This is a genomic window from Streptomyces sp. NPDC058880, assembly GCF_042742535.1.
GTDB lineage: Bacteria > Actinomycetota > Actinomycetes > Streptomycetales > Streptomycetaceae > Streptomyces.
This window is the reverse complement of the sequence record NZ_JBHYMC010000089.1, coordinates 1-18,682: the sequence shown is the minus strand read 5'-3', so window position 1 is coordinate 18,682 and position 18,682 is coordinate 1. Positions and strand designations below refer to the sequence as shown.

The following is an 18,682-nucleotide window of genomic DNA, read 5'->3' as shown; positions in this document are numbered from 1 at the left end:
TGATTTTTGGCACGCTGTTGAGTTCTCAAGGAACGGACGCTTCCTTTGTACTCACCCCAGCGACACTCGCTGCGGCTTTCCTCCGGGCTTTCGTTTTGCTGTCTTGCGTTTCCAACTCTACCAGATCATTTCCGCGCCGTTTCCGGTGTCGGATTTGAATTCGGTGACCGTTGGGGGTCTTTGCCTTTCGGCGTTCCACCACGTTAGCGCTTTTCCCGTGTGACACATAATCGAGTCACTGGCAGAGAATTCGGGCATGCCGAAGAGGACCCCGCCAGGGGTAAGTCGTAGGTAGTGGGTTGGCCGCCCGGGGGTCTGCCGATGGCAGTGCCCCGTAAAAGCGGCTCGTGCCACGTTAGGCGTCCGGAAGGGGCGAGTCAAGTTGAGCGGCGGCGCGGCGCGTGGGCGCGGTACGGGCTCACCGTCGGGTCGTGGGTGATCCAGAAGCGGTACGGGTGCTCCGCGCCGGCGCCGCCGACTCCCGTGCGCGGACCACTGCTCACCAGGTCGGGCGAGGTGGGGGTGCCCGCGAGGAGGGACAGGGGCGAGGTGGGCCCCCCGCACAGGTCGGTCCCGTCCAGCGAACGGTCTACGTCCAGAGCGGTCGCCAGACGGGCAGGCCCTTTGGCGAGCTCTCGCGGATTTCTGGCTGAAAGTCGGCGTTTGGAGGCCAGCTCGGCCCCTGTGGTGATCTCCCCGGCGCGCAGCAGGACCCCACTCGCGTGGCCCGGCGGGCCACAGACCAGGTTGAGGCTGAACCACATGCCGTAGACGAAGTACACGTACGCGTGTCCGGGCGGGCCGAACATCGATGCGTTCCGCGCCGTGCGCCCGCGGTAGGCGTGCGAGCCCGGATCGGACTCTCCCTCGTACGCCTCCACCTCCGTGATGCGCAGCTCCAGCGGGCCGTCCGGGGTGCGGCGGACGAGGATCCGGCCGAGGAGGTCGGGGGCCACGGTGAGGACCGGCCGGTCGAAGAAGGGCCGGCTAAGGGGCGTACGGTCGGGACGCGCGCTCATCCGGTCGAGCGTAGTGGACCGCGCCCGACTGCAACCGGGGCGCGAGGTTCCGCGTTTGTACCGGGTAGTCGCGGTGTAGTCGCCAGATCGTTCAAGGGGAGTTTGAGCATGGGCTTCAAGAAGCTGTTCGCCAGCCTGGGTGCTGGTGGTGCTTCGGTGGACACGATCATCACCGAGCCGAACGTGGTTCCGGGCGGGATCGTCCAGGGTGAGGTGCGGCTCCAGGGCGGATCCGTGGAGCAGCAGATCGAGGGGCTGTCCGTCGGGCTGCAGGCGCGGGTCGAGGTCGAGAGCGGGGACCAGGAGTACAAGCAGAACATCGTCTTCACCAAGCAGCGCCTCGGCGGTGCCTTCCAGGTGCAGGCCGGCGCGCTGCACGTGGTGCCCTTCGCGCTGGAGATCCCCTGGGAGACGCCGATCACCCACTTCGCGGGCCAGCACCTGCACGGCATGAACATCGGGGTCAGCACCGAGCTGGAGATCGCGCGCGCGGTGGACGCGAGCGACCTGGACGCGATCAACGTGCACCCGGTGCCGGCCCAGCAGGCGATCCTGGACGCCTTCCGCCAGCTCGGCTTCACCTTCCGCAGCGCGGACATGGAGCGGGGGCACATCCGTGGAACGCGGCAGACGCTGCCCTTCTACCAGGAGATCGAGTTCCTGCCGCCGTCGCAGTACCGCGGTCTGAACCAGGTGGAGCTCACCTTCGTCTCGGACGGCCGGGAGATGGACGTCGTCCTGGAGATGGACAAGAAGCCGGGGCTGTTCAGCGAGGGCAGTGACACCTACCGGTGCTTCCAGGTGGGTCTGCAGTCGTACGAGGGCACGGACTGGGCCGCGTACCTGAACCAGTGGATCGCCTCCGTGGGCTCGCAGCGCAACTGGTTCTGATCCGTGCGTGGCGGGGAGGGGCTCCGGACTTCGGGGGCGTCCGGAGCCCCTCCCCGTCGGCCTAGGCTCCCCCTGACCGCGGTTACCCATTCCAACCAGGAGGTTTCGACGTGACCGACCGTGACAGGCCGCCGCTCCCCCACGATTTCCACCCCGAGGTGCACGGGTTCACCGTGACGAGCGATGACGTCTCCCACGGCGCGGACCTGCATGCCGCCCAGGTTCTGACGGGGAAGAACGTCTCGCCGCAGCTGCGCTGGGAGGGCTTCCCCGAGGGGACGAAGAGCTTCGCCGTGACCTGCTTCGACCCGGACGCGCCGACGGGCAGCGGGTTCTGGCACTGGGTCCTCTTCGACCTGCCCGCCTCCGTGACGGAGCTTCCGGCCGGTGCGGGAACCGGGGACTTCCCCGGTCTGCCGGAAGGCGCCGTGCACGCCCGGAACGACTACGGGACGCGGGACTTCGGCGGTGCGGCCCCGCCGCGCGGCGAGCGGCACCGCTACGTGTTCACCGTGTACGCGGTGGACCGGGAGCAGCTGGGCCCGGACGCGGACTCCTCGCCCGCGGTCGTCGGGTTCCACCTGCGGTTCCACGCTCTGGGGCGGGCACAGCTCGTCGCCGAGTACGAGGCGCCCGCCGCGCGCTGATCGTTCGCCCGGCGTTTGCCCGGTCCTGGTCTAAAGAAGCCCGGGACCGGGCATTTTTATTGCGTTGTCCCGCGTGGCGCACGCGGCCAGAGTGGTTGCGGGCCTTGCCGCCGTGGTGGTCGCGGGCCTGCACACGGGAGGTGGGCGAGATGCGGGACACGCTGGTGCTGAATGCGAGCTTCGAGCCGCTGTCGACGGTGACGTTGAACCGAGCTGTCGTCCTGGTGCTCCAGGACAAGGCCGTCGTCGAACAGTCGCACCCCGAACTGCGGGTCCGCGCCGCCACCATGGATCTCCCGATGCCCCGGGTGATCAGGCTCTGCAGGTATGTCAGGGTGCCCTTCCGAAGACATGCTCCCTGGTCGCGGCGGGGGGTGTTGGTCCGAGACCAGCACCGGTGCGCGTACTGCGGCAAGCGTGCGACCACGGTGGACCACGTACTGCCGCGGGCGCAGGGTGGTGGGGACACCTGGCTGAACACGGTGGCCTCCTGTGCCGAGGACAACCACCGCAAAGCGGCCAGGACTCCGGAGGAGGCGGGGATGCCGCTCCTCCGGAAGCCCTTCGTGCCGTCTCCGGCGGACGCCATGCTCCTCGCGCTCGGGGTCGCCGGGCAGGAGGCGCTTCCGGAGTGGCTGGAGCGTTCCGCCTAGACCCCGTCCGCTGAGTGGCGTATTTCTTCTCCGCTGCTCAGCGGACCAGCAGCTGGACGATCGCGAGGAGGCCGACCGTCACGATGACCCCGCGCAGCACGTTCGGCGGGAGGCGGCGGCCGACCTTGGCGCCGATCTGGCCGCCGATCGTCGAGCCGATGGCGATGAGGAGCACGGCGGTCCAGTCGAACTCGGCGACGAAGAGGAAGAAGACGGCCGCGATGCCGTTGACGAGGGCGGCGACGACGTTCTTGACGGCGTTGATGCGTTGCAGGTCGTCATGGAGCAGCAAGCCCATCAGCCCCAGGTACAGCACGCCCTGGGCCGCGCCGAAATAGCCGCCGTAGGCGCTGGAGAAGAGCATGCCGCCGAGCAGGAGCGGGCCGCCGTCGGGGTGGGCCGTATCGCCTCCGGCTTCCTGGCGCCGGCGCAGGGCGGCGGCGAGCCGGGGCTGGAGGATGACGAGGACGAGTGCGAGTCCGATGAGGACGGGCACGATCGTGTCGAACGAGTCGGACGGCAGGGCCAGGAGCAGGGCCGCGCCCGCGAGCCCTCCGACGGCCGAGACCGAGCCGAGCCGCAGGACGCGGGCGCGCTGCCCCCGGAGCTCCTTGCGGTAGCCGACGGCCCCACTGATGGAACCGGGCACCAGACCCAGGGTGTTGGACACGTTGGCGGTGACCGGCGGCAGGCCGGTGGCCAGCAGCACCGGGAAGGTGATGAGGGTGCCGGAGCCGACGATGGTGTTGATCGTTCCCGCGCCGATGCCGGCGGCGAGGACCGCGAGTGATTCCCAGATGGACATGGACGGTGCCATCCCCTTTGCATGAGTGAGTCGCCTCCCCGCCATGAAGGTCGAGGGGCCTCACTGATCATGCCTCAGGGGGCGTGCGCGGCCGGTCGCCGGGGTCAGTCGATCGGGGGCTGCTCGCGGCGCTCGGCGCCGTCCTTGTCCCGGGCTGCCGGGATGCCGCCGTCCTTGCCGGGGCTCTTCGGGTTGAAGCCCGAACCGCCGCCCAGAGGGCCGAAGTTGCCCATGGCGCCGGAGAGGCCCTTGAGCGCGTCGCCGATCTCGCTGGGCACGATCCAGAGCTTGTTGGCGTCACCTTCGGCGATCTTCGGGAGCATCTGCAGGTACTGGTAGGCGAGAAGCTTCTGGTCGGCGTCGCCGGCGTGGATGGACTCGAAGACCGTACGGATGGCCTGTGCTTCGCCCTCGGCCTTGAGCGCGGCGGCCTTCGCCTCACCCTCGGCACGCAGGATGGAGGACTGCTTCTCACCCTCGGCGCGCAGGATCTCGGACTGCCGGACACCCTCGGCCTGGAGGATCGCGGCGCGCTTGTCGCGGTCGGCGCGCATCTGCTTCTCCATCGAGTCCTGGATGGAGGTCGGCGGCTCGATGGCCTTGAGCTCGACGCGGTTCACGCGGATGCCCCACTTGCCGGTGGCTTCGTCGAGGACTCCGCGCAGGGCGGCGTTGATCTCCTCGCGGGAGGTGAGGGTCCGCTCCAGGTCCATGCCGCCGATGATGTTGCGCAGGGTGGTGACGGTGAGCTGCTCGATGGCCTGGATGTAGCTGGCCACTTCGTACGTCGCCGCCCGGGCGTCGGTCACCTGGTAGTAGATGACGGTGTCGATGTTGACGACGAGGTTGTCCTGGGTGATGACGGGTTGCGGCGGGAACGGGACGACCTGTTCACGCAGGTCGATCCGGTTGCGGATCGAGTCGATGAACGGGACGACGATGTTGAGGCCCGCGTTGAGGGTGCGGGTGTAGCGGCCGAACCGCTCGACGATGGCGGCGCTGGCCTGCGGGATCACCTGGATCGTCTTGACCAGTGCGATGAAGACCAGAACCACCAGAATGATCAGGACGATGATGATCGGTTGCATGCGGTTCCCCGTGCCCTTCCGGCTGTCTGTGCTGCCCCGTTGATCGGAGTCTCGCAGACCTGGGGGCCGCGAGCAGGCTGCTTCTCACATCACGACGGCGGTCGCGCCGTCGATCTCCACCACGTCGACGGTCCGGCCCGGTTCGAAGCTGGTGTCCGCGTCGAGGGCGCGGGCGGACCAGATCTCGCCGGCGAGTTTGATGCGGCCGCCGCTGCCGTCGACCCGTTCGAGGACGACGGCGGTTCTGCCCCTCAACGCGTCGATGCCGCTGCGGTGTTGGGGGCGCTGGTCGCGGTGCCGCTGGGCGATGGGCCGGACGACGGCGAGGAGCGCGACCGACACGACCGCGAACACCAGGACCTGGGCGACCGCCCCTCCGCCGAGAGCCGCCGTGACGGCTGCCGCCACCGCTCCGACGGCGAACATGCCGAATTCCGGCATGGCGGTCAGGACTAGGGGGATGCCCAGTCCGACCGCGCCGATGAGCCACCACACCCACGCGTCGATGTCCACGTGGTCATGGTAGGTCGGCCGGACGGGCTCGGGACAGGGTGCGGGCGGCGGTACCCGGAGGATGACCGCCCGCGGTCCGCGTACCAGGGGCGGTCAGCCGAGGGGCAGGCCCTGCGCGGTCCAGCGGTCGGCGCCGTTGCGCTCGACGACCAGGGGGAGGCCGAAGCAGAGCGAGAGGTTGCGCGAGGTCAGTTCGAGGTCGATGGGACCGGCAGTGACGACCTTGCCCTGGCGGATCATCAGGACGTGGGTGAAGCCGGGGGCGATCTCCTCGACGTGGTGCGTCACCATGATCATGGAGGGGGCGAGCGGGTCGCGTGCGAGGCGGCCGAGGCGGCGTACGAGGTCCTCGCGGCCGCCGAGGTCGAGGCCCGCGGCGGGCTCGTCGAGGAGCAGGAGCTCGGGGTCGGTCATCAGCGCGCGGGCGATCAGGGTGCGCTTACGCTCGCCCTCGGAGAGGGTGCCGAACTTCCGGTCGAGGTACTCGGTCATGCCGAGCCGGTCCAGGAAGGCGCGGGCGCGCTGCTCGTCGACCGCCTCGTACTCCTCCTGCCAGGTCGCCGTCATGCCGTAGGCGGCGGTGAGGACGGTCTGCAGGACGGTCTGGCGCTTCGGGAGCTTGTCGGCCATCGCGATGCCGGCCATGCCGATGCGGGGGCGCAGCTCGAAGACGTCGACCTTGCCGAGGGTGCTGCCGAGGATGGTGGCGGAGCCCTTGGTGGGGAAGAGGTAGCTGGAGGCGAGGTTCAGCAGTGTGGTCTTGCCGGCGCCGTTGGGGCCGAGGATCACCCAGCGCTCGCCCTCCTTCACCGACCAGGAGACCTGGTCCACCAGAGCCCGGCCCTCGCGGACCACGGATACGTCCACCAGCTCCAGAACATCGCTCATGAGCGTGTTGTCACCCCTTGCAGTCACGGTTCACTGTGCGCCGGTAGACGCAGCCCCAGGGGAAAACCTACGCCACTCGGGGAGGGGTCCGGGGCCGGGGCCCGGTGCGGGTGGCGATCCGTAAAGTGGGGGGATGCTTTTCGAACCACGTTCAGGGCGGCTGGCCGCCTGGGGGAACGCGCTGCTGGCCGGTCTGGTCTCGCCCGACGAGGCCGCGATGTCGATCGTGGGCGAGGACGCCGTGCACCGGGTGGAGGGTCTGCCGGGCGAGCCGGGGCCGGTGGGGCTCACGCTGGCGCTCGGCCGGCTCCGTGCACTGGGGGTCAGGGGGCTGCGGGTGGCGCTGCCGGCACCGGGGCACCCGCTGGGGCTGAGCGGGCCGCCGGAGTTCAACGCGCGGGCGCTGGAGGCCGAGGAGGCCGTCGTCGCGGTGGGGGCGGCGGTGGGGCTGGTGCCGGAGGTGGCCGAGGCCGGTCCGGCCGGGGACGTGCACGTGTCGGTGACCTGGCACTGCCTGCCGGTCCGGGAGGCGCCGCCGGCGGACGTGCCGACGCTCGGCGAGGCGGAGCGGGAGCTGGCGGAGGCGCTGCGCGAGGCGACCGCGGTGCTGACCCGGCTGGACGTGGCGGGGTCGGGGCCGGTGGCGGAGGCGGCGCTGTCGGCGTACCGGGCGCGGGCGGAGGCCGGGCAGGACGCGCTGGCGCCGGGGTATCCGCCCCGGGCGGTGCGGGTGCTGGCGCTGGCACAGCGGGTGGATCTGATGGTGTCGCTGGCGCACGAGAGCGGGCACGGGGGTGCGGTGGCCGCCTCGGAGATGGCTGCGCGGGCGGAGGCGCTGCGGCCGGTGGAGCGGGTCGCCCGGCGGGCGCTGGTGGCCGCCTACAACGCGGCCGTCGAGGCGCGCGAACGGGGCTGAGCAGCAGGCTTGTGGTGCGGTGCCTTCGCTGGGGCGGGGCCGCGCCCGGGTTGTGCGGGGATCGGCCCGCGGCCCCGCTTCCGGGGAGAGGGGGGAAGCGGGGCCGCGGGTCGGGGGTGGGGTCAGGCGTTGACGCCGCTGTTGCCCCACGCGCCGTTGAGCAGGCCGATCACGTTGACCGTGTTGCCCACGACGTTGACGGGGACGTGCACCGGGGCCTGGATCAGGTTCCCGGAGGCCACGCCGGGCGAGTTCAGGGCCTCGCCCTCCGCTGACGCACCGCTGTGCGCCGAGGAGACACCGGCGCCGGCGGCGAGGAGGCCGCCCGCGATCATGGTGACGGCTGCGGCCTTCTTGAAGTTCTTCACGTTCTCGTCCTCCAGTACGTCCGCCGCGACCGGCCGTCGCGGCACGCCATGGAGAACGGCCACCCCGAACCCGGGGATACGCCATGTGGGCTACATACACCCGACCGTATGAATCTCAGCTGATTCTCAGCCCGTAAGCAATCGGTCCGATTCGGGCGGTCTACTCGGTGATTCCGTGCCTGACCGCCCACAACGCTGCCTGGGTCCGATCGGAAAGGTCCAGCTTCATCAGGATGTTCGAGACGTGCGTCTTGACCGTCTTCTCCGACAGCACCAGGGCGCGGGCGATCTCACGGTTGGAGCGGCCGTCCGCGATGAGGCCGAGGACCTCGCGCTCGCGGTCGGTCAGCGAGCCGGACCGACCCGCCTGGGGGCTGCGGTCGTCCTGGGCGATCAGGGCCTGCGCCACCTCCGGCTGGAGCAGGACGTGGCCGGCGTGGACGGAGCGGATGGCGCCGGCCAGGGCGTCCGGGTCGATGTCCTTGTAGACGTAACCGGCCGCGCCGGCGCGCAGGGCGGGGACCGCGGTCCGCTGCTCCGTGAAACTGGTGACGATCAGCACCCGTGCGGGGTTCGCCAGCTCGCGGAGCCGGCGCAGGGCCCCGATGCCGTCCGTGCCCGGCATCTTGACGTCCATGAGGATCACGTCGGGCCGCAGCTCCTCGGCGCGGGTGATGCCCTCGTCGCCGTCGGAGGCTTCCCCGACGACCTCGATGTCCTCCTGGACCTCCAGGAAGGTGCGCAGGCCCCGCCGGACCACCTGGTGGTCGTCCACCAGCAGGACGCGGATGCGGATGCGGCTGCCACCGCGGGCGGTGCTGTCAGCCACCGGGGACCTCCATCTCGATCGTGGTGCCCTGACCGGGCTCCGAGTGCACGGCGAGGCGGCCTCCGACGCCGCTCGCGCGGTCCCGCATGGAGACCAGGCCCAGATGGCAGCCCGCCCGGCGGACCGCCCGGGGGTCGAAGCCCTCGCCGGAGTCGGTGATGCTGAGGACCGCTCCCCCGGTGGGCGTGCGGGCCAGGGTGACCTCGACGCGGTCGCCGCCCGAGTGGCGCAGGGCGTTGTGCAGGGCTTCCTGGGCGACCCGGAGCATCGCGTCCTCCTGGGCCGCGGGGAGGGCCCGTACGCCCTCGCAGGCGAAGGTGACGTGCGCGGTGTGCGCGCGGTCGAGTACCTGGACGTGGGTGCGCAGGGTGGCCACCAGGCCGTCCTCGTCCAGGGCGGCCGGGCGCAGCTCGGTCACGGCGGCGCGCAGTTCGTCGGCGGCCTCCGCGGCGAGGGCGGCCACCTGGTGGAGTTCGTCCTTGGCGCGGGCCGGGTCGCGGTCGACGAGGGTCGCGGCGGCCTGGGCGGTGAGGCGCAGGGAGAAGAGCTTCTGGCTGACGGCGTCGTGCAGCTCGTGCGCGAGGCGGGAGCGCTCCTCGGCGATGGTGAGTTCGCGGCTGCGTTCGTAGAGCCGGGCGTTGGTGAGGGCGATCGCCGCGTGCTGGGCGAGCAGGGAGAGGAGGTCCTGGTCCTCGTCGGTGAAGACGCGGTCGGCGCCGTCGGGGGCGCTCCTCTTGTTCGCGAGGAAGATCGCTCCGAGGGTCTCGTCGCCGTCCCGGACGGGCATGCCCAGGAAGTCGGACATCTCGGGGTGGGCGGAGGGCCAGCCACCGAAGCGGGGGTCCTTACGCACGTCGGCGAGCCGCTCGGGGCCGTTCTGGTGGAGCATCGCGGCCAGGACGCCATGCTGCCGGGGCAGCGGGCCGATCCGCCGCCACTGTTCGGCGCTGATGCCGTCGACGACGAACTGGGCGAAGCCGCCGTGGTCGTCCGGGACGCCCAGGGCCGCGTACTCGGCGTCGAGCAGCTCGCGGGCCGACACCACGATCGTGCGCAGGACGTCGCGGACCTCCAGGCGGCGGCTCATGGCGAGCAGCGCCGTACTCACGGCGGCCAGGCCACCGCGGGGTCCGCGCGACAGGGGGCTTGCGGTCATGGCCTCACCGTACCGGCGGCCGTGACCTGCGGGATCGGACGGTGGGAGGGACCTGGGGCGGGTCGCAGGGCGTAGGTCCAAGGGACCTGTAGGGGTGGGGCCGGCGGCCGACGCGGCGGGGGGCCGCCCCTTCCTACGGTGAGGGCATCTGCTGGTCGGGACGAAGGTGAGGGTGCTGTCGATGTCGGTGGCGATCGTGACGGGGGCGTCCAGGGGGCTCGGCCGGGCGCTGGCCGGGGAGCTGGCGGCGCGGGGCTGGGACCTGGTACTGGGTGCGCGGGGCGCGGCGGCGCTGGAGGAGACCGTGGCCGGGCTGGGGCGGTCCGGTGGGGTGCGGGTCGTGGCGGTGGCCGGGGACGTGTCCTCGGGGGCGCACCGGGCGGCGCTGGTGGCGGCCGCGCGGCGGCTGGGCGGGCTGGACCTGCTGGTGAACAACGCGGGGGTGCTCGGGGCCGAGCCGCTGGTGCCGCTGGCGGTGCATCCGCCGGCCGGGCTGCGCGAGGCGTTCGAGGTCAATGTGCTGGGGCCGCTGGGGCTGGTCCAGGAGGGGCTGTCGCTGTTGCGGGCCTCGGCGGCGGGGGCCGTGCTGAACATCAGCTCGGACGCCGCGGTCGTCCCGTACGCCACGTGGGGTGCGTACGGGGCGACCAAGGCCGCGGTGGACCAGCTGTCGGCCGTGCTGGCGGTGGAGGAGCCGGAGCTGCGGGTGTGGTGGGCGGATCCGGGTTCCATGCGGACCCGGATGATGGCGGCGGCCGAGCCGGAGGAGGACCTGGCGGCGCTGCCGGCACCGGAGGAGGTGGCTCCGGTGCTGCTGCGACTGCTGGAGCGGAACCTGCCGAGCGGGCGGTACACGGCGGAGGGGCTGGCCGGGGCCGCGGCGGACGGCGGGGCGCCGCGATGAGCGGGAGGGGTGGCGGGATCCGGGCCGGAAGGCGCGGTCGGGCGGTGGTGGGGGGCGAGGGGCCGAATGCGGGACTGTATATAAAGGACATTCCTCGCGAACTGCTGGCCCGGGTTCCCGCCGAGCAGCGGGGGCCGGGGCTGGGCCGGGACGCGGTGCGACTGCTGGTGTCACGCGGCAGCACCGATGTCTCGCTGCACGCCTTCCGGGAGCTGCCGCACCTACTGCGGGCCGGCGACGTGCTGGTGGTGAACACCTCGACCACCCTCCCGGCCGCCGTGGACGCACGGCTGGCCGGGGAGACCGTAGTGGTGCACTTCTCGACGCAGGGGGACGACGGCCGCTGGGCGGTGGAGCTGCGCAGCCCGGCGGGCGGCGGGACGACCCGGCCCCGCCCCGGCGGACCGGCCGGCGCGGTGGCGGAGCTGCCGGACGGCCGCCACCTGGGCCTGGAGGAACCCCTCGGCGCGGGCGCGGACCGGCTGTGGTGGGCGCGGCCGGGGCCGGGTCCGGGCGGGATCGCGGAGCTGCTGCGCGATCACGGGCGGCCGATCCGGTACGCCTACACGGAGCGGGACCAGCCGCTGTCCGCGTACCAGACGGTGTTCGCGGTACCGGCGGCGGACGGCTCGGGCTCGGCCGAGATGCCGAGCGCCGGCCGGCCCTTCACCGCGGAACTGGTGGCTCAGCTGGCGGGCCGGGGGGTGCGGTTCGCCCCGCTGACCCTGCACACGGGGGTGGCTTCCCAAGAGGCGCACGAGCCGCCCTACCCGGAGCGGTACGCGGTGCCGGCCGCGACGGCGGCGCTGGTGAACGCCGCGCGGGCGGGGGGCGGGCGGGTGATCGCGGTGGGGACCACCGCGGTGCGGGCGCTGGAGTCGGCGGCGGACGCGCGCGGGGTGATCCGCGCGGCGGGCGGGTGGACCGATCTGGTGGTGACACCGGAGCGCGGGGTGCGGGCGGTGGACGGCCTGCTGACCGGGCTGCACGAGCCGGAGGCCTCCCACCTCCTGATGCTGGAGGCGGTGGCGGGGCGTGCCGCCGTACGGCTGGGGTATGCGCAGGCGCTGGCCCGGCGCTGCCTCTGGCATGAGTTCGGCGACCTCCATCTCCTCCTGAAGGATGACAACCGTCACGGAAAGCATTGCTGAAGCAACGCATGGTGAGAACGGCGTAAGGACGGTGTGAGCCCCGGCATAGGACCCACATCACTTACGAAGCTCCCTAGTGGAAGAGTGCAGGTCCCATCAGTGCGGTCAGGGCCCGCGTCGAGGCCGGAACACCCCCCTCGACGCCCGGCCCTGATCCACTAAGCAGGATCGTACGTCACACCTTTGCCACAGGATTTTGCCGCCGCTAAGAATTGCTCCCGTCGCCAGGCGCCGCGGATCCCGGATCCGCAGGGCGCCTTCCTGCGGCCCCCGCTATTCGAAGAGGTTGCCCCGCCATGTCTGCTTCCCGCACCCCCGGTCACAGTCGTCTGACGAAGGCACACAAGCTGTCCATCGCCGGTGTCGCCACCCTGAGCGCCGCCGCCGTCGCCTTCTCCCTCGTCCCCGCCGACGCCGCCGAGGCCGAGACCATCTCGGCCGCCCCCGTCGCCTGGGCCCAGGCCGTGAACGGCACGCAGACCAAGGCGCTGTACGGGCACCTCTCCGCGCAGCACGTCATCGCCGACGCCAACGCGAAGGCCGCCGCCGCCAAGGCGAAGGCCGAGGCGAAGGCGAAGGCCGACGCCGACGCCAAGGCCAAGGCGGAGGCCGCCGCGAAGAAGGCCCGCGAGCAGAAGGCGGCTGCGAGCCGCTCCGCCGCGCGCACCCCGGTGTTCGCGAACAACCTGGACGGCTGGATCAAGGAAGCGCTCTTCATCATGAAGCGCGAGGGCATTCCGGGCACCTACGCGGGCATTCACCGCAACATCATGCGCGAGTCCAGCGGCAACCCGATGGCCATCAACAACTGGGACATCAACGCCAAGAACGGCATCCCCAGCAAGGGCCTGCTCCAGGTCATCTACCCGACCTTCAAGGCGTACCACGTCAAGGGCACCAAGTTCGACCAGTACGACCCGGTCGCCAACATCGTCGCCGCCTGCAACTACGCGGCCGACCGCTACGGCTCGATGGACAACGTCAACAGCGCCTACTAAGCCTGCGGCGGTCCTCGCCCCACTCACACATGCGCCGCAGGGCGGCACCCGGGATCCGGGTGCCGCCCTGCGGCGTGTGCGCGTGTCGCGGGCGTCCGCGGCTACTTGCCCGCGCGCATGACCTCGGGCTCGTGGCGGCGCAGCAGGCGCTGCACCAGGAACCCGCACGCGATGCCGATGGCCAGCAGGATGATGATGTTCAGGCTCCACTGGCCGACCGTGGCGTCCCAGAGCGGATCGGTGTTGGTCGGGTTGTCTCGGTCCCACGGCGGCATGAGCTGGCCGAGGTTCAGGGTGGTGCCGGCGGCGGCGATGGCCCAACGGGAGGGCATCAGCCAGGCGACCTGCTCCAACCCCGGGGAGTCGTAGACCTGGAAGAGGATGCCGGTGAAGACGACCTGGACGATCGCGAACATGACCAGCAGCGGCATGGTCTTCTCGGCAGTCTTCACCAGCGAGGAGATCACCAGGCCGACCATCATCGAGGTGAAGCCGAGCGCGATGACCGACAGGCACAGCTCGACGGCCGGCGGCATCAGCAGGCCCTCGGCGGGCAGGTCGCGCGGGGTGAAGCCGATCACGCAGATGATCACGCCCTGGATGGCCGTGATGAAGCCGAGGACGATCACCTTCGACATGAGGTACGCCGACCTGGACAGGCCGGTCGCGCGCTCGCGTTCGTAGATGACGCGTTCCTTGATCAGCTCACGGACCGAGTTCGCGGCGCCGGAGAAGCACATGCCGACCGCGAGGATCAGCATGATCGTGCCCGCGTCGCCGTTGAAGCGCGACGGCGGGGTCGGCGGTGCCAGGCCGAAGGTCGCCGGGATGACCGTGGAGACCACGCCCAGGACGGCCGGCAGGATCAGCATCAGGCCCATGAAGCCCTTGTCCGACGCGATCACCGAGACGTAGCGGCGGATCAGCGTCCACAGCTGCGCGCCCCAGCCCTGCGGCTTGGCCGGGCGCATCTGCTGGGCCGACGGCATGACGACCGGCTGCGGGGCGACCGCGTCGAGCTCGGCGGCGTAGAGCTGGTAGTGCTGCGAGCCCTTCCAGCGGCCGGCCCAGTCGTAGTCCCGGTAGTTCTCGAAGGCGGAGAAGACGTCCGCCCACGTGCCGTAGCCGAAGAAGTTCAGTGCCTCGTCCGGCGGGCCGAAGTAGGCGACGGACCCGCCCGGGGCCATGACCAGCAGCTTGTCGCAGAGCGACAGCTCGGCGACGGAGTGCGTGACGACGAGGACCGTGCGGCCGTCGTTGGCGAGGCCGCGCAACAGCTGCATGACGTCGCGGTCCATGCCCGGGTCGAGGCCGGAGGTCGGCTCGTCCAGGAAGATCAGCGAGGGCTTGGTGAGCAGTTCCAGGGCGACGGAGACGCGCTTGCGCTGACCACCGGAGAGCGCGGTGATCTTCTTGTCCTTGTGGATGTCCAGCTTGAGCTCGCGCAGCACCTCGTCGATGCGGGCGGCACGCTCGGCCTCGGCGGTGTCGCCGGGGAAGCGGAGCTTGGCCGCGTACTTGAGCGCGGTGCTGACCTTCAGCTCCTTGTGCAGGATGTCGTCCTGCGGGACCAGGCCGATGCGCTGGCGGAGCTCGGCGAACTGCTTGTACAGGTTGCGGTTGTCGTACAGGACGTCGCCCTGGTCGGCGGGCCGGTAGCCGGTCAGCGCCTTGAGCAGGGTGGACTTGCCGGAGCCGGAGGGGCCGATGACGCCGATCAGCGACTTCTCCGGGACGCCGAAGGTGACGTCCTTGAGGATCTGCTTGCCGCCGTCGACCGTGACCGTGAGGTGGCGGGCCGAGAAGGAGACCTCACCGGTGTCGACGAACTCCTCGAGGCGGTCGCCGACGATGCGGAACGTCGAGTGGCCGACGCCGACGATGTCGTTCGGGCCCAGCAGCGCGGTGCCGGACTTCGGCAGCGCCTGGCCGTTGACGTAGGTGCCGTTGTGGCTGCCGAGGTCGCGGATCTCGAAACGGCCGCCGGGCATCGAGTGGAACTCGGCGTGGTGGCGGGAGACCTGGAGGTCGGAGACCACCAGGTCGTTCTCCAGCGCACGGCCGATCCGCATCACGTGTCCCAGCGCGAGCTGGTGGAAGGTCGTCGGGCTGCGGTCGCCGCCGTACTGCGGTGCTCCGCCCTGCGCCGGGAGGGACGCGGCGCCGTCGCCCTGCTGGTGCGGCACGTGGGCCTGCGGCTGCTGCGGCGGCTGGTTCCAGGCCTGCTGGGGCTGCTGGGGAGCCTGGTAGCCGGCTGCCTGCGGCTGGGCGTAGGCCTGGGCCGGAGTCTGCTGGGCCTGCTGCTGCGCCACGGCCGGCTGCGGCGCGGCGGCGGCGCTCAGATTCAGCCGCGGGCCGTCGGTGGCGTTGCCCAGGTGGACCGGCGTGCCGGGAACCAGCGCGGTCTGCTGGACCCGCGCCCCCTGCACGTAGGTGCCGTTGGTGCTGCCGTGGTCTTCGAGCCCCCAACCCTGACCGTTCCAGGCGATGGTGGCATGCCGCCACGACACCCGCGCATCGTCGATCACCACGTCTCCCTGGGGGTCCCGCCCCAGCGAGTACGACCTGGACGGATCGAGCGTCCAGGTCCTGCCATTCAATTCCAGTACGAGTTCCGGCACTCCAGCCCCACTTAAGTCCCCCGAGATTCCCCCACGACGTCAGGGAGTCTAGGGATGGCGAACATCCGGGGGAACTATTTCAGGCCCACAGCCGTATGTGGAATCCGGGCCTGGCCCGGGCGTCTACGTCTGCCCGTTGACGGGGGCGAAAGTCACCCGGAGAGTGAGATACGGGACTTCTCGCCAGGGGTGTCCCGCCGCGTACGGCTCGGCAGGCATCGGGGGTTCACCGCATGCACCGCATCCGCTGGGGAGACGTGGTCCTGTCCGCCGTGGCCGCCGTGGGCTGGTCCCTGATCGTGATGGCGGGGGTGGCCGGCCTGGGTCTGCGCCTGCTGGGTGCGGACGCCGCCGGGGGTTCGCTCGGGCCGATGACGGCCGCGGTGGTGGTTCTCGCCGTCGGTGGAACCGTGGACCCCTCGGGTGACGTCTCGGTGTTCGGAGCTGCCGGGGCGGGGGCCGAAACCTCCCTGGACGTCATGCCCTTGGGCGTGTCACTGGCCGGCGCCCTGGTGCTGGCCGGGGTGTTCCTGCGGTCGCTGCGGGCCGGGGAGGGTCCGGGCGGGACGGCGGCCAGGGTCGTGGCGTTCACGGCGCTGCTCGTCGCGACGGCGGGCGGGCTGGCATGGGCCGGGCACGACGTGATCACCCTCGACGGTGTGTCACCGCCGAGCCCCCCGGTGCGGATCGAGGTGCCAGGGGTCGGGGACATCGGCGGGCTCCTCCCGGACCGCGTCGGCGACCTGATCGAGGCACGGACCCGGGTGGGCTTCTCCGTGGCGACCGGGCCGACACTGCTGGGCGCGGGCCTGTGGGCGCTCGCGGTGCTGGCGGTGGCGCTGCTGGTCTCGCGGCGCGGACCCGCCGCGCTGGCCCGACTGCGTCCCGCCGCCTCGGCGGTGGTGACGGTGCTGCTGGTCGCGGTGGCGGCGGGGCTGGCCGCCGCGGTGTGGGCGGCGGCGGGCGACGAGCACCCCCGGCGGGTGCTGGGCGCAGCGCTGCTGGGCGCACCGAACGGGAGCTGGCTGGGGGTGCTGCTGGGGCTGTCGGTACCGCTGCGCGGCGTGGCCACGGGCAGTTCGGCACGGCTGCTGCCCGATCCGCTGGACGACCTCCTGTCGGCCTCGGCACGGGAGCCCGTGACGGTGGCCCGGCTCGCGGAGTACGACGGGCGGGCCTGGCTGCTGGTCGTGGGCGTCTCGCTGCTGCTGCTCGCCGCGGGTGTGCTGGCGGCCGTACGGACACCCGGACGCGGCGTCGCGGGGTGCGCGGTGCGGCTGGGCGCGGTGACCGGGGTGGCCCTGGTGGTGCTGGTGCGGCTGACGCGGCTGTCGGCGGACGCCTCGCTGGCGGTGCTGGGCGTGGACCTGGTGGACGCCGGGGTGGAGCTGCGGGGGGACGTCCCCTACGCCCTGCTGCTGGGCTCGGTGTGGGGTGCCGCGGCCGGTGCGGCCGGTGCGGTGCTGGCGGGCCGGAGGCGGCCGGCGGAGGTCCGGGCCGCGGGCGGTACCGGGGGGCCGGCCCCGGTGGATCCCGGCGCGCCCACGGCCCCGTACGGGACGGGTCCTGGCGGGACGGGCGCGCGGGGTGCGCGTGAGGTGCCGGGTGCGCCGCCGGGGTGGGCGGTGCCGTACCTGGACCCGGACGCCTCCTGGGACGTGACGGTCACCGGCATCCCCCCTCGCCCGCCCCGCCGCACCCCGCCCCCGCAGCGGCCGCCGTTCACCCCTCCGCCCCCGCCGGGCGCCCCGCCGCCGCCGAAGCCGCCGATGCCGCCGATGCCGCCGGCCCCGCCGCGCTGACGGCCGGGCAGGACGCGGCACGTTCAGGAAATGGGACGGGGGTCCTGTCGTGGGGGCCGGGAAGATACGGTGAGGGCACCATGAGCGCATCGCAGACCTCCGACGTCCCCACCCTCCTCGTCAAGATCTTCGGCAAGGACCGTCCCGGGATCACCGCCGGGCTGTTCGACACCCTCGCCGCCTACTCCGTCGACGTCGTCGACATCGAGCAGGTCGTCACCCGTGGCCGCATCGTCCTGTGCGCCCTCGTCACCAAGCCCGTCGGCGGCACCGAGGGCGACCTGCGGGCCACCGTCCACAGCTGGGCCGAATCGCACAAGCTGCAGGCCGAGATCCTGTCCGGCACCGGCGACAACCGGCCGCGCGGCAGCGGCCGGTCCCACGTCACCGTGCTCGGACATCCGCTCACCGCCGAGTCCACGGCCGCCATCGCCGCGGAAATCACCGGGGCCGGCGGCAACATCGACCGTATCTTCCGCCTCGCCAAGTACCCCGTGACCGCGGTGGAGTTCGCCGTCTCCGGGGTGGAGACGGAGCCGCTGCGCACCGCACTGGCCACGGCCGCCTCGCACATCGGCGTGGACATCGCCGTGGTCTCGGCCGGTCTGCACCGCCGGGCGCAGCGGCTGGTCGTCATGGACGTGGACTCCACGCTCATCCAGGACGAGGTCATCGAGCTCTTCGCCGCCCACGCCGGGTGCGAGGCCGAGGTCGCCGAGGTCACCGAGCGGGCCATGCGCGGGGAGCTGGACTTCGAGCAGTCGCTGCACGCCCGGGTGGCGCTGCTGGCGGGCCTGGACGCGTCCGTCGTCGACAAGGTCCGCGCCGAGGTGCAGCTGACGCCGGGCGCTCGGACCCTGATCCGCACGCTCAAGCGGCTCGGCTACCAGGTGGGCGTGGTCTCGGGCGGCTTCACCCAGGTGACGGACGACCTGCGGGAGCGGCTGGGGCTGGACTTCGCCTCCGCCAACACCCTGGAGATCGTCGACGGGAAGCTGACGGGCAAGGTCACCGGGGAGATCGTGGACCGGGCGGGCAAGGCCCGGCTGCTGCGCCGCTTCGCCGCGGAGGCCGACGTACCGCTGTCCCAGACGGTGGCCATCGGCGACGGCGCCAACGACCTGGACATGCTGAACGCGGCCGGGCTCGGCGTGGCCTTCAACGCCAAGCCGGTGGTCCGCGAGGCCGCGCACACCGCGGTGAACGTGCCCTTCCTCGACGCGGTGCTGTATCTGCTCGGGATCACCCGCGAGGAGATCGAGGCCGCCGACCTGGCCTGACCCGTCACGGGTGCGCGAGGCACCCCGGTCCCCGAACGTGAGGGCCCCGGCGGCCGGTGCTTGGGTTCAAGGGGTCGTCGCAACACCACTTGGTTTCAGGTGGTGAGTAGATCACGTAGACGCTCGGCTGGGGTATCCCAGTCGAGCGTCTTG

General features: G+C 71.8%; 19 protein-coding genes. 10 read left to right on the top strand and 9 right to left on the bottom strand.

The genetic code is table 11. The features are described from left to right. Window positions 1-223: hypothetical protein (locus tag ACFW2G_RS30990; protein WP_384585253.1), on the top strand; the 223-nt coding region annotated here is incomplete at its 5' end. Between the two features lie 154 nt (window positions 224-377). On the opposite strand, the gene ACFW2G_RS30985 is transcribed toward ACFW2G_RS30990, so the two are convergent. Next, window positions 378-1,019, bottom strand: a complete 642-nt coding sequence (locus ACFW2G_RS30985; protein WP_037930711.1) for a DNA-3-methyladenine glycosylase — start codon at window positions 1,017-1,019, stop codon at window positions 378-380. 108 nt (window positions 1,020-1,127) lie between these two features. Here ACFW2G_RS30985 and ACFW2G_RS30980 point away from each other — a divergent pair, with 108 nt between their 5' ends. The 3 genes from ACFW2G_RS30980 to ACFW2G_RS30970 all read left to right on the top strand — a co-directional run bounded on the left by ACFW2G_RS30980 (window position 1,128) and on the right by ACFW2G_RS30970 (window position 3,210). Beyond that, window positions 1,128-1,910: a sporulation protein gene (locus ACFW2G_RS30980; RefSeq protein WP_037930709.1), complete on the top strand. Its 783-nt coding sequence runs from the start codon at window positions 1,128-1,130 to the stop codon at window positions 1,908-1,910. 110 nt (window positions 1,911-2,020) lie between these two features. Then, a complete protein-coding gene (locus tag ACFW2G_RS30975; protein ID WP_037930705.1) occupies window positions 2,021-2,557 on the top strand; it encodes a YbhB/YbcL family Raf kinase inhibitor-like protein in 537 nt (178 codons plus the stop codon). A 149-nt stretch (window positions 2,558-2,706) separates the two neighbouring features. After that, window positions 2,707-3,210, top strand: a complete 504-nt coding sequence (locus ACFW2G_RS30970; RefSeq protein WP_037930702.1) for an HNH endonuclease — start codon at window positions 2,707-2,709, stop codon at window positions 3,208-3,210. Between the two features lie 37 nt (window positions 3,211-3,247). Here ACFW2G_RS30970 and ACFW2G_RS30965 read toward each other — a convergent pair whose 3' ends face one another. From ACFW2G_RS30965 to ACFW2G_RS30950, 4 genes are all read right to left on the bottom strand, one after another. Further along, window positions 3,248-4,015 carry a sulfite exporter TauE/SafE family protein gene (locus tag ACFW2G_RS30965; RefSeq protein WP_037930739.1) on the bottom strand — a complete coding sequence of 256 codons (768 nt, stop codon included), beginning with the start codon at window positions 4,013-4,015 and terminating at the stop codon, window positions 3,248-3,250. A gap of 104 nt (window positions 4,016-4,119) precedes the next feature. After that, window positions 4,120-5,103, bottom strand: a complete 984-nt coding sequence (locus ACFW2G_RS30960; RefSeq protein ID WP_037930698.1) for an SPFH domain-containing protein — start codon at window positions 5,101-5,103, stop codon at window positions 4,120-4,122. An 84-nt stretch (window positions 5,104-5,187) separates the two neighbouring features. Beyond that, the gene (locus ACFW2G_RS30955) at window positions 5,188-5,616 is read right to left on the bottom strand and encodes an NfeD family protein (protein WP_384585250.1); all 429 of its coding nucleotides are present in this window, start codon (window positions 5,614-5,616) and stop codon (window positions 5,188-5,190) included. A 93-nt stretch (window positions 5,617-5,709) separates the two neighbouring features. Then, window positions 5,710-6,504, bottom strand: a complete 795-nt coding sequence (locus ACFW2G_RS30950) for an ABC transporter ATP-binding protein (protein ID WP_037930696.1) — start codon at window positions 6,502-6,504, stop codon at window positions 5,710-5,712. A 133-nt stretch (window positions 6,505-6,637) separates the two neighbouring features. On the opposite strand from ACFW2G_RS30950, the gene ACFW2G_RS30945 reads away from it, so the two are divergent. Continuing rightward, window positions 6,638-7,420 (top strand): hypothetical protein, encoded by a 783-nt coding sequence (locus ACFW2G_RS30945; RefSeq protein WP_384585246.1) that lies wholly within the window; start codon window positions 6,638-6,640, stop codon window positions 7,418-7,420. A 122-nt stretch (window positions 7,421-7,542) separates the two neighbouring features. Here ACFW2G_RS30945 and ACFW2G_RS30940 read toward each other — a convergent pair whose 3' ends face one another. From ACFW2G_RS30940 to ACFW2G_RS30930, 3 genes are all read right to left on the bottom strand, one after another. After that, a complete protein-coding gene (locus ACFW2G_RS30940; protein ID WP_037930731.1) occupies window positions 7,543-7,788 on the bottom strand; it encodes a chaplin in 246 nt (81 codons plus the stop codon). A 160-nt stretch (window positions 7,789-7,948) separates the two neighbouring features. After that, window positions 7,949-8,617: a response regulator gene (locus ACFW2G_RS30935; protein ID WP_384455254.1), complete on the bottom strand. Its 669-nt coding sequence runs from the start codon at window positions 8,615-8,617 to the stop codon at window positions 7,949-7,951. Next, entirely contained in the window at window positions 8,610-9,758 is a 1,149-nt protein-coding gene (locus tag ACFW2G_RS30930) for a GAF domain-containing sensor histidine kinase (RefSeq protein WP_384585256.1), read from the bottom strand. The genes ACFW2G_RS30935 and ACFW2G_RS30930 overlap by 8 nt, the downstream gene beginning before the upstream one ends. Before the next feature lie 196 nt (window positions 9,759-9,954). On the opposite strand from ACFW2G_RS30930, the gene ACFW2G_RS30925 reads away from it, so the two are divergent. From ACFW2G_RS30925 to ACFW2G_RS30915, 3 genes are all read left to right on the top strand, one after another. Further along, a complete protein-coding gene (locus ACFW2G_RS30925) occupies window positions 9,955-10,677 on the top strand; it encodes an SDR family NAD(P)-dependent oxidoreductase (RefSeq protein ID WP_384455257.1) in 723 nt (240 codons plus the stop codon). Further along, entirely contained in the window at window positions 10,674-11,828 is a 1,155-nt protein-coding gene (locus tag ACFW2G_RS30920) for an S-adenosylmethionine:tRNA ribosyltransferase-isomerase (protein WP_384455260.1), read from the top strand. Before ACFW2G_RS30925 ends, ACFW2G_RS30920 begins: the two co-directional genes overlap by 4 nt. A gap of 296 nt (window positions 11,829-12,124) precedes the next feature. Continuing rightward, window positions 12,125-12,826: a transglycosylase SLT domain-containing protein gene (locus tag ACFW2G_RS30915; RefSeq protein WP_037930688.1), complete on the top strand. Its 702-nt coding sequence runs from the start codon at window positions 12,125-12,127 to the stop codon at window positions 12,824-12,826. A gap of 101 nt (window positions 12,827-12,927) precedes the next feature. Here the strand turns inward: ACFW2G_RS30915 and ACFW2G_RS30910 are convergent, their stop codons facing one another. Next, window positions 12,928-15,426 carry an FHA domain-containing protein gene (locus tag ACFW2G_RS30910; RefSeq protein ID WP_384455274.1) on the bottom strand — a complete coding sequence of 833 codons (2,499 nt, stop codon included), beginning with the start codon at window positions 15,424-15,426 and terminating at the stop codon, window positions 12,928-12,930. A gap of 254 nt (window positions 15,427-15,680) precedes the next feature. Between ACFW2G_RS30910 and ACFW2G_RS30905 the strand changes: the two genes are divergently transcribed. After that, the gene (locus ACFW2G_RS30905; protein WP_384585243.1) at window positions 15,681-17,249 is read left to right on the top strand and encodes a streptophobe family protein; all 1,569 of its coding nucleotides are present in this window, start codon (window positions 15,681-15,683) and stop codon (window positions 17,247-17,249) included. Between the two features lie 80 nt (window positions 17,250-17,329). Further along, window positions 17,330-18,529: a phosphoserine phosphatase SerB gene (serB, locus tag ACFW2G_RS30900; protein WP_037930676.1), complete on the top strand. Its 1,200-nt coding sequence runs from the start codon at window positions 17,330-17,332 to the stop codon at window positions 18,527-18,529. Window positions 18,530-18,682: the final 153 nt, after the last annotated feature.

Bases quoted from the DNA above. Each gene is read 5' to 3' on its own strand.
- ACFW2G_RS30985 (WP_037930711.1), bottom strand. From the start codon at position 1,019: ATGAGCGCGCGTCCCGACCGTACGCCCCTTAGCCGGCCCTTCTTCGAC.
- ACFW2G_RS30980 (WP_037930709.1), top strand. From the start codon at position 1,128: ATGGGCTTCAAGAAGCTGTTCGCCAGCCTGGGTGCTGGTGGTGCTTCG.
- ACFW2G_RS30970 (WP_037930702.1), top strand. From the start codon at position 2,707: ATGCGGGACACGCTGGTGCTGAATGCGAGCTTCGAGCCGCTGTCGACG.
- ACFW2G_RS30965 (WP_037930739.1), bottom strand. From the start codon at position 4,015: ATGTCCATCTGGGAATCACTCGCGGTCCTCGCCGCCGGCATCGGCGCG.
- ACFW2G_RS30960 (WP_037930698.1), bottom strand. From the start codon at position 5,103: ATGCAACCGATCATCATCGTCCTGATCATTCTGGTGGTTCTGGTCTTC.
- ACFW2G_RS30950 (WP_037930696.1), bottom strand. From the start codon at position 6,504: ATGAGCGATGTTCTGGAGCTGGTGGACGTATCCGTGGTCCGCGAGGGC.
- ACFW2G_RS30945 (WP_384585246.1), top strand. From the start codon at position 6,638: ATGCTTTTCGAACCACGTTCAGGGCGGCTGGCCGCCTGGGGGAACGCG.
- ACFW2G_RS30925 (WP_384455257.1), top strand. From the start codon at position 9,955: ATGTCGGTGGCGATCGTGACGGGGGCGTCCAGGGGGCTCGGCCGGGCG.
- ACFW2G_RS30920 (WP_384455260.1), top strand. From the start codon at position 10,674: ATGAGCGGGAGGGGTGGCGGGATCCGGGCCGGAAGGCGCGGTCGGGCG.
- ACFW2G_RS30915 (WP_037930688.1), top strand. From the start codon at position 12,125: ATGTCTGCTTCCCGCACCCCCGGTCACAGTCGTCTGACGAAGGCACAC.
- ACFW2G_RS30905 (WP_384585243.1), top strand. From the start codon at position 15,681: ATGCACCGCATCCGCTGGGGAGACGTGGTCCTGTCCGCCGTGGCCGCC.
- serB (WP_037930676.1), top strand. From the start codon at position 17,330: ATGAGCGCATCGCAGACCTCCGACGTCCCCACCCTCCTCGTCAAGATC.